Genomic DNA, 9,065 nt, shown 5'->3' with positions numbered 1-9,065 from the left:
GCGGAGCGTCCGGGTGACGGGTGCCCCTGCGTAGGCGCGGAGGAAATATGCGGCGTGACTCCCCATAATTGATAAAACGTTGCCGTTAGTTCTGAATAAAATTACCCTTACGAGAAAAAAGCTATTGACTTGGGTGTTTAAAACTATCTATAATCCAAGAACAGTGTTCAGCAAGTTATTGTTGCTGAAGTTCTGTATCTTCGAATTTCCATGCTAAATGGATTATCTAACAAGGAGGACTATGATGTCTCTGAAGAAGGTTTTGGCAAGTGCTACTGTGCTTGCCGCGAGTGCTGGCAGCATCGTTGCTGTTGCCCCGGCAGCTCAGGCTACTGACTATCCGGGTGTTTGGAATTGCCCTGCTAGCCATGTCTGCATCTGGGAGCATTCCGATTTTCATGGTGTCAAGGACACTATTAGCGGTTACTACTCGTACGCCAATGTTTCTGAGTATATGCATGACCGCGGTTCCTCGTGGATGAATGCGAATAACTACCGTGCTGAATGGCTCGGTGAATGGTCTAACGGACGTCTGGTACGTGGTTCTTACCTTCCTCCTCAGTATCGCGGTACCGACTTGACCCACGATAACTTCAACGATCGTGTTGACTTCGTTATGTGGGGATAAGAATGAAAAAGCTATGGGCCCCCGGCGTTTTCCTTTCTATCGGATTCCTTCTTGCAGGTTGCGCTGGGGGCACTAGCTCAACGCAAGCAACTCCGTCTTCAAATGCTCAACAAAATATTTCTGCTGCTGCCAGTGTTGACACACAGGCTACTGAAAAAGTGGATTCAATGATTTCCACTTCTGATAATGTTGAGCGCGCTTATCAGCGTCTTGCATCAGAATGTATGGTATCCAAGGGTTACCCTGACAGGAAGACCTATTACATGGTTGAAACGTTTCCTGTAAGGAACTTGCTTTCTCCGCAGCCTCTAAGCGTGGAATATGCTAGAAATTCTGGCTATCCCAGCCCTACCCCTCCGTCTCGTTATGCTTCTTTGGAAGGCTCGATAAACATGACAGAGCAAGAAGGAAAAGCATATTACGGAGATAACGGAAAGGGCGGCTGTCGGGAAGAAGCTGAGCTGAAACTATATGGCTCTGAAACTTTGGCAGGGACGCAGGAAGAAGTTACCAAGAAACTACTGCCCTATATTCGTGCTTCTGTATCTAACGGAGCATACTCGTCACTGGACGAGGAATGGGCACGTTGTATGGCTGAACGTGGGTATACCTATTCAAGTTCAGATATTGCATATGACGCTGTTCGGGGAACGCCCACTGAACAGCAAACTGCGATTGATGATGCAACGTGTCGCGAAAAAATTAACTTCGAGGAAAAAACTGGCCAGGTACTAGATGCCTATATGACCACGTTCCTCGAAAAGGAGCAGGGCCTCATCGAGCAGGTGACCACCGCCAAGAAAACTGCTGAAGAGAACGCCCGAAAGATTCTGGGCTAATCCTCCGGACTAATCAGACCGGACTAACCACGAACAGGCGTATAGAGTAGCTACAACAGCTACACCTCGTCACAGCGTATTGTGCCCGGCACGTATCCCCGTGCCGGGCACAAACTAACCCCAAACGGCATCGCCGCCTAAGCCCAAACGGCACAGACAATATCGTTCCCGTACGCGCACCCAAAGAAGGGACACCATGAGCGCCACCCCCAACCGTCAGAAGAAAACGCTCTGGCTCTACGGCATTATCGCCCTGCTTCTCATCATCACCGTGGGTACGCTCATCAGCGCCCAAAACATCAAAACCACTGCCCAAAAAGATGCGGAAGCGGCACCCCCGGACCCCTCCACCATCACCGCCACGGTCACCCGCGAGAAACTGCGCACCACCGTGCCCCTGACCTGCACCGCGAACTACGCCACCTCAACCCCGCTACGCTACAGCGGCGAAGGACAGTACACCGCAATCACCATCAAACACGGTGACACCGTCGGCAACGGTACCCTCATCGCGGAAGTCAACGGTGAACCTCTTATCACCCTCACCGGCGGCTTCGCGCTCTACCGCGACCTCAAACTCGACGACAGCGGCCCCGACGCCGCACTCCTCAACGAGGCACTGACCGCCATGGGACGTCAGGGCCCGCAGCCCGCGCGCATCACCGAAGACACCTACGAGGCTCTCAACAACCTCCTCGACAGCCTCGGCTACGCGCACGTGAAAACTGACCAGCCCATTCCCGCCCGCTACTTCCTCATCATCAACCGTGCCGGGCTCGTCACCGGCAACCCCCGCGCAACCGGCGCCATCGCAGACGGCCCCGTAGCCACCATTGCAGAAGGTAGCAAGACCCTCAGCTGCACCGGAACCACCGGCAGGCTCACCCCCGAAGCCCGTAGCGGCCAGAAGGTAACCGTGCCCTCCCTCGGTGATACTGAGTACATTGCAACCCTCGGTTACAAGAACACCTCCGAAGCCGCCGGTGCCGCAGGCAACAGCCAGGCCGGTCGCCAGGCCAATGGCGCAGAAGGCGCGGCTGGCTCCAATCTCAACGGCGCAGCCGGTGCGGCAGGAAGCACGGAAGGGGAACGCATCCTCACCCTCGACGTAGGGGATAAGGCGGACAGCCTCCGAGGCGCCGTCAATGCGGAACTCACCCTCGAAGAAACCCCCGAAGCGCATCTGGTCGTGCCCTCATCGGCGCTCTACACCCGTGACGGACAGACCCGAGTCATCGTGCTCGGCCCCGAAAGCTCCAACGGATCGAAGGCACGTGAAGAACGCGAGGTAACCGTTACCGTCATCAGCAACGCCAACGGCAAGAACGCCGTCACCGGTGACCTGCACGAAGGTGACAGCGTCAAAATCATGCGCGAGAAAAAGTAGGGAGTAGCCATGACTGACTCCCGCGCCGCTCACGCGCACCCACCAGCCTATAGCGTCGATATTCAGGGAGTGTCCCAGCACTTTATGCAGGGTGACACTCGAATTGACGTGCTCAAAAATATTGACCTGAAAGTCCGCTACGGAGAAGTCGTCGCCATCCTGGGACCGTCCGGCAGCGGCAAATCAACCCTGCTGAACATCCTCGGCCTGCTCAGCACGCCCGCTTCCGGCAGCTACCTGCTGGACGGTACAGACACCGCAACCTTCAACGCGGCACAGCGAGCTGAAGCGCGCCTAGACAGCATCGGTTTCGTCTTCCAGGCGTTCCACCTCATCGAACATAAGAACGTGTACCGCAACGTTGAGCTACCGCTCATCTACCGTGGTGTTCCCAAAGCGGAACGAACGCAACGTGTTGAAGATACTCTCGCCCTGCTGGGGTTGAGCCACCGCACGGATGCACCCATCACCACTCTCTCCGGCGGCGAAAAACAGCGTGTGGCTATTGCTCGTGCGCTCATTGGAGAACCCGCCTTGCTGCTCTGTGACGAGCCGACCGGCTCGCTGGATGAAGAGCTCACCCGCGAAGTGATTGACCTGCTCCGTGAATGTACAGGGGAGCAGCAAAGCACGATCGTGATTACCCACGACCCGCTCGTGGCGGAGCACTGCGACCGGGTGCTACGCATGCACGAGGGGCAGCTCATCGAGCAGAAGGCACCGAGTCAGGAAGAAACGACCGTTCGAGCGTCTCTGAATCAGCTTAGCTTTGCTGAGGGACAAGCATCTAAGCCGCAGGGGCGTGGTCGTGCGCCCTGGGCACTCGCGTCCCTCAAGGAAGCCTGGGACGCTACCGTCCACCGGGTGAGGCGTAATATCTTCACCATGCTTGGCGTGGTTCTGGGTATCGCCTCGCTCGTGCTGACCGTTGGTCTGACCGCCACCATTTCTGGGCAGCTGGCTGACAGCTTCGACATTTTTAGGGCTAAGTACCTGACGGTAAGCTCGACCCGAACTGAGCCCATGAGCCGGGCTGAACTATTGAGCCTGGCGGCAAGTGAGAACTACCGGCGTGTTAGCCAACTGAACGGAGTGACCGGTACCGCGCTGGTGGATCAGCTGTATGAATCCGCCGATGTTCAGCGCGGCCCAGACAATTTTGGCGAGCGCGGCGCTAACGTGACGGCTGCCGTCCTTGCGGCAACCCCCAGCATCTTTAGCGTGCAGGGTCACGAGCTGGTGTGGGGTCGCACCTTCGATGAGGGGCACGTGGAGCGGAACGATAAGGTTGTGGTGCTCAGTGAAAGCGTGATGCGTCAGCTCGCGCTACCCTACAGCCCCGGAGTTACGGTCTATATTCGCGATGAGCCGTACACCGTCATCGGTGTGGTGCGGGAGAACCCCTCGCTGACTTTGTCGTACGGTTCGGTCTACTTGCCTCTTGGAGCGAAGCCCGGTGCCGATGCTGAAGAAGCACAGCCCGCTGCCGGTGGCGGTGCCGCGGCGGCACAGACGGGTAAGCGTTCCACTCAGATTGTGGTGAGTACTGTTGCCGGTGCCGCAAACCAGATTGCGGAGGAAGCACCGTACGCGCTCTCGCCGGAACGTCCCACCCTGTATAGCGTGAGCATTCCGCCGGAGCCGAAAACTCTTCGTGAGGCAGTCGACCAGCAGCAACGCACCATGCTTCTAGCCATGAGCGTTATTACCCTCGTGATTGGCGCGATGGGCATTATGAACACGTTCCTGGTTGCGGTGATGGAGCGTCGCCGTGAGGTTGGTTTGCGTCTGGCTATTGGTATGCGCCCTTCGGGTATTCTGCTGCAGTTCTCGGCGGAAGCGCTGCTGACCGGCATCCTGGGCGCTGTGGCTGGTATTGTGCTGGCGGTTAACGGCATCTCGATTGTGTCTTTGATGAACCGTTGGACGCCGATTATTAGTGCCGACACTATTCTGCTGGGTCTCGGTGCTGGTGCGCTGGTTGGTGTGTTGGCTGGTCTGTACCCGGCGGCGAAGGCTTCGCGTATTGATCCGGCACAGACCCTGGCGGCAGGCTAGTCGCGTTGAGTAGGTGTTGAGGGGCTGTGTCGTCCGAATGTGACATCAGGGTGCCCGAAGCGGAGCGAGGGCGGGTTCCCTGTAGGAACGAGGACGAGCACCGTCCCTCGAACAGAGCAACCTACATAAACGAAGAACGCTCCGTCCGTATCACTCAGATACAGACGGAGCGTTCTATTTAATACGCGGTTGGCGTGCCTTAGTCTACTCAGTAACGCCGAGGTTGCTCATAAGGAATGCGTAATCCCACGCGATCTCACGCCAACGCGTATACCGGCCCGAACCACCACCGTGACCGCCCGACATATCAATCTTCAGCAGCGGCACCGGCGACGACGGGTCAATCTGCTCACGCAGCGCCGCAATCCACTTCGCAGGCTCCACGTAGAGCACGCGGGTGTCGTGCAGGCTCGTCACCGCAGCAATCGCCGGGTAGCGGACCGGGCGGATGTTCTCGTACGGGGTGTACGACTTCATGTAGGCGTACACTTCCGGGTCCTCAATCGGGTTGCCCCACTCTTCCCACTCCATCGCCGACAGCGGCAGCTCCGGGTCGAGGATGGTGGTCAGCGCATCCACGAACGGTACGGCTGCCAGGCAGGCGGCGTACTTTTCGGGGGCGAGGTTCAGCACAGCACCCATGAGCAGACCGCCGGCGCTACCGCCGTAGCAGCCGATACGCGCCTCATCAGCCCACGGCTTTGCCGCAATGTAGCTGGTGACGTCCACGAAGTCGGTGAAGGTGTTCTTCTTCGCGAGCTTCTTGCCGTTCTGGTACCAGGAGCGGCCCATCTCGCCGCCGCCGCGAATATGCGCGATGACGTAGATGACGCCGCGGTCCAGAATCGACAGCATCGGGATGGAGAACATCGGGTCCATGGACGACTCGTACGAGCCGTAACCGTACTGGATGACCGGGTGGCCGACGCTCATATCCAGGTCAGCGCGGTGAATCACCGAGATCGGGATGAGCGTGCCGTCCGCCGCCGGTGCCCAGTCGCGGTAGGCACGGTAGTCCTCGCGGTTGTAGCCGCCGAGCACCGGGGTTTCACGACGCAGCAGCAGGGTCTGCGACATGGGGAAGTAATCGTAGACGCGGCGCGGAGTCAGGAACGAGGTGTAGGCGATGCGCAGCACGGGGGAGTAGTTCTCCGCACGCAGCACGGAGGCGGTGTACAGTTCCTCGTCGAAGCCGGCAGGTTCCATGAAGGTCACGCCGGCGGGGCGGCGGCGGCGCCACTGGATGGGCAGCTGCTCACGCGGTGCGAGGAAGATGCGGGTGGTGGTGTCTGCGCGGGCGGTGACGACCAGGTGCGTTGCGGTGAAGGTGAAGCCCTCCAATCGCACGTGCTCGCTGTGGCGGATGACCGGCACCCAACGCTGCGCGTACTCGTCGAGGCTTTCACCTTCGCGCGGCATGTCTGCGAGGACCAGTTCGGAATTCAGCGCATTGTAGTCGTGCTGAATCAGCAGGTGCTGCTCGCCGGCAATGTTGAGCGGCTCGGCGTAGTATTCGATGCCCGCGCTCTTGGGGATGAGCAGGGTCGGCTCGCCCTTGGGTTCGCGGGTGGGGATGAGGCGCACCTCCGTGTACTCGGAATTCGAGCTGGTAATGACCACGGAGGAACGGTCGGAGCTCATGGCGGCGCCGAGCCACATGGTGTTGTCCGGCTCCTCGTAGATCAGGTGGTCTTCGGTGTCCTGTCCGACGTCGTGCACGTAGACACGCCAGGGGCGCCACGACTCGTCGGGGACGAGGTAGATGAGCTGCTCGGCGTGGTTGATGAAGAAGGAACCCGCCGCAATGTTGGGGATGGTGTCTTCGAGGAAGGAACCGGTTTCCATGTTGAGGAAGCGCTGCTCGTAGCGTTCGTCGCCCTTCTCGTCCACGGAGATGCTCAGCAGCTTGCCGTTACGTGCAGGCTGGAAGCTGCCGAGGGAGAAGAACTCCATGTCCTTGGCGTATTCGTTGCAGTCGAGGATAACGACTTCACCCTCGAGTACTTCGCCGGGGGTGACGGTCGGCGGGGTGTAGCGCACCACCTCGTCGCCTTCGTGCAGGGCGGGGTAGCGGTAGAAGACGGGGTACTGGCCGCCGGGCACCATGCGGCTGTAGTACCACCAGTCACCGATACGGTTCGGGACGGTCAGATCCGACAGCAGGGTGCGGTCCTTGATTTCGTTGAAGATGGATTCGCGGAGGGGCTGCTGGTCTGCGGTGACAGCTTCGGTGTATTCGGCTTCTGCCTTGAGGTAGTTGAGGACCTCTTCGCTTTCCTTGTCGCGGAGCCATTCGTAGGGGTCGATGAAGACGTCGCCGTGGTGTTCGCGGCGGTGCTCGACCTTCTTCGGTACGGGCGGGGTGAGGTTCTGTTCAGCCATGCTGCCACCTCTTTCATTGAGTTATGGGTTTGTGAATGGTGTGTGCCGCCTGCGCCCGCGTTCCTGTGCCGCCGGGGTGGCGGTAAGGGTGCGCGGGGGAGTGTGGGCACGCCTAGTTCTAGTGTATCGAAGAGTGAGGCAGGCTACTGTATTGCCGTCTGTGCTGGATTGCCCGGCTCAGCTTGTGGAAGCCTCGCCGGAGCCTTCTGCACTGGAGCCTCGCCGGGACATGTGCGTTCAGCGGCTAGTTGGCGCGCCCCTTAATGGACATGAGGGTGCGGCGACCCGCCTTATTCGCCTTCGTGAAGGCACGGTTACTCTGCCGGTATTCGCGCTCCTGAGACCGCAGGCGCAGGCGCGCGGATTCTGCCATCATCCTGCGGTAGCGTTCGAAGCGTTCGGGGTCGAGGGCACCGTCAGCGAGAGCCTGTTGCACCGCGCATCCGGGTTCGGAGCCGTGGGAGCAGTCGCTGTACCGGCAGGCGGCGGCATAGCTGGAGACGTCGTCGAAGGTTTCGTCAATCGCTGCGCTATCGCTTGTGGCGGCGAGGGCTCGCACGCCCGGGGTGTCAATCAGCACCGTGCCAGCTGAGGAATCTGCACGGGAGTCTTCTGTGCTGGAGTCTTCTGTACCGGGCAGAACGATCATTTGGCGGCTGGTGGTGGTGTGGCGTCCCTTGCCGTCAGCATCGCGAACCGAGGAGGTGGCTTGTACCCGGTTCTCTGCGCTGTCTTCGCGGGGGTCAACTCCGGGGTTGAGCAGGGCGTTGACCAGGGTGGATTTTCCTGCGCCGCTACGGCCCAGGAACGCGGCGGTGCGTCCGGCGACAAGCTCCGCCACCGGGGCAGGGTCGTAGCCGTTGTCCGTGCAGACGGCGAGTACCGCATCCACACCACCTGCGAGGGAATCCCTGTAGTTGGTGAGCTGTTCGGCCGTTACCAGGTCACCCTTGGTGAGAATCAGCGCGACCTGCACCCCGGAAGCGTGCGCTAGGGCGGTGTAGCGTTCAATTCGCCCAATGGACGGCTCGGGGAAGCAGGGCTCAACGATGCAGAGCATATCCACGTTGGCGGCGACAGGCTGATCCGCGGATTCTCGGGTGGCGCTGGGTCGGGTGAGGTAGCTTCGCCGGGGCAGTATCGCGAGGGGTTTGTGCTCCGAGGGCTGGCTATTGCTACCGGTTCCAGGGATGGGCTGGGTGAGTACCCAGTCGCCGACGACGGGGTACTCTTCTTCGCCGTAGTCGTTCTCAACCGGACGCAGCGGAGCGGAAAGCTTAATGAGCTCACCCTGCTCGCAGGTCAGCAGCTCGCAGCGGGTGCGGTGCACGGCGCTGACACGGGCGAGGGTGAAATCATCAAGCGTGCCGTCGAGGGTGAATGCAGTGCGGATTGCTGAGCCCTGCCAGGAGGGGTCGAAACCGAGGGTCTCTAGCTTGTACGCGGCGGGAGGAGTAGTCACAGGAATAGTCTTTCGTGGTTGCGGCGCCCGGTTGGTTGTTGTGCCCGGATAGCGCGCTGGGGAGAGGGCGTTTAAAAGGTTCGTTCTTTTTGGGTTTCACACCCTCATAGTAGTGAGGCGCGGGCGCCGGCACGGATGCGGCGGGCAGCAAGATACGTCAGCCCCAACCCGATTGCGGCGTAGAGTACCGCCAGCGCCGCGTCCGTCGCCAGGAGCGCGAAGAGATTCGGGGTAGTGCTGCTCGCAATACTGCCAGAGGCATCTAAAACCTGCACCAGCCGGGACCCCGGAACCCAGGAACACAGCCAT

6 protein-coding genes and 1 pseudogene are annotated in these 9,065 nt (G+C 59.8%); 4 read left to right on the top strand and 3 right to left on the bottom strand.

The features are described 5' to 3' along the window. Positions 1 to 241 precede the first annotated feature (241 nt). The 4 genes from Q0216_RS09405 (at position 242) to Q0216_RS09390 (ending at position 4,912) form a co-directional block, all read left to right on the top strand. Complete coding sequence (locus Q0216_RS09405) at positions 242 to 628, top strand: peptidase inhibitor family I36 protein (RefSeq protein ID WP_298594820.1); 387 nt, start codon at positions 242 to 244, stop codon at positions 626 to 628. Between the two features lie 2 nt (positions 629 to 630). Then, complete coding sequence (locus Q0216_RS09400; RefSeq protein WP_298594818.1) at positions 631 to 1,467, top strand: chromosome partitioning protein ParA; 837 nt, start codon at positions 631 to 633, stop codon at positions 1,465 to 1,467. Positions 1,468 to 1,663: 196 nt separating this feature from the next. Continuing rightward, on the top strand, positions 1,664 to 2,854 hold the full coding sequence (locus tag Q0216_RS09395; protein ID WP_298594816.1) for a secretion protein HlyD: 1,191 nt from the start codon (positions 1,664 to 1,666) through the stop codon (positions 2,852 to 2,854). A gap of 9 nt (positions 2,855 to 2,863) precedes the next feature. Next, the gene (locus tag Q0216_RS09390) at positions 2,864 to 4,912 is read left to right on the top strand and encodes an ATP-binding cassette domain-containing protein (RefSeq protein WP_298594814.1); all 2,049 of its coding nucleotides are present in this window, start codon (positions 2,864 to 2,866) and stop codon (positions 4,910 to 4,912) included. Positions 4,913 to 5,116: 204 nt separating this feature from the next. On the opposite strand, the gene Q0216_RS09385 is transcribed toward Q0216_RS09390, so the two are convergent. From Q0216_RS09385 to Q0216_RS09375, 3 genes and pseudogenes are all read right to left on the bottom strand, one after another. Then, positions 5,117 to 7,294, bottom strand: a complete 2,178-nt coding sequence (locus Q0216_RS09385) for a S9 family peptidase (RefSeq protein WP_298594812.1) — start codon at positions 7,292 to 7,294, stop codon at positions 5,117 to 5,119. A 244-nt stretch (positions 7,295 to 7,538) separates the two neighbouring features. Next, positions 7,539 to 8,756 (bottom strand): ribosome small subunit-dependent GTPase A, encoded by a 1,218-nt coding sequence (rsgA, locus tag Q0216_RS09380; RefSeq protein WP_298594810.1) that lies wholly within the window; start codon positions 8,754 to 8,756, stop codon positions 7,539 to 7,541. A 104-nt stretch (positions 8,757 to 8,860) separates the two neighbouring features. Further along, a pseudogene (locus Q0216_RS09375) lies at positions 8,861 to 9,065 on the bottom strand (ABC transporter); the annotation flags it as partial.

It is taken from the genome of uncultured Rothia sp. (genome assembly GCF_937976295.1).
Taxonomy (GTDB): domain Bacteria; phylum Actinomycetota; class Actinomycetes; order Actinomycetales; family Micrococcaceae; genus Rothia.
This window is presented reverse-complemented; position numbering and strand designations above follow the sequence as displayed.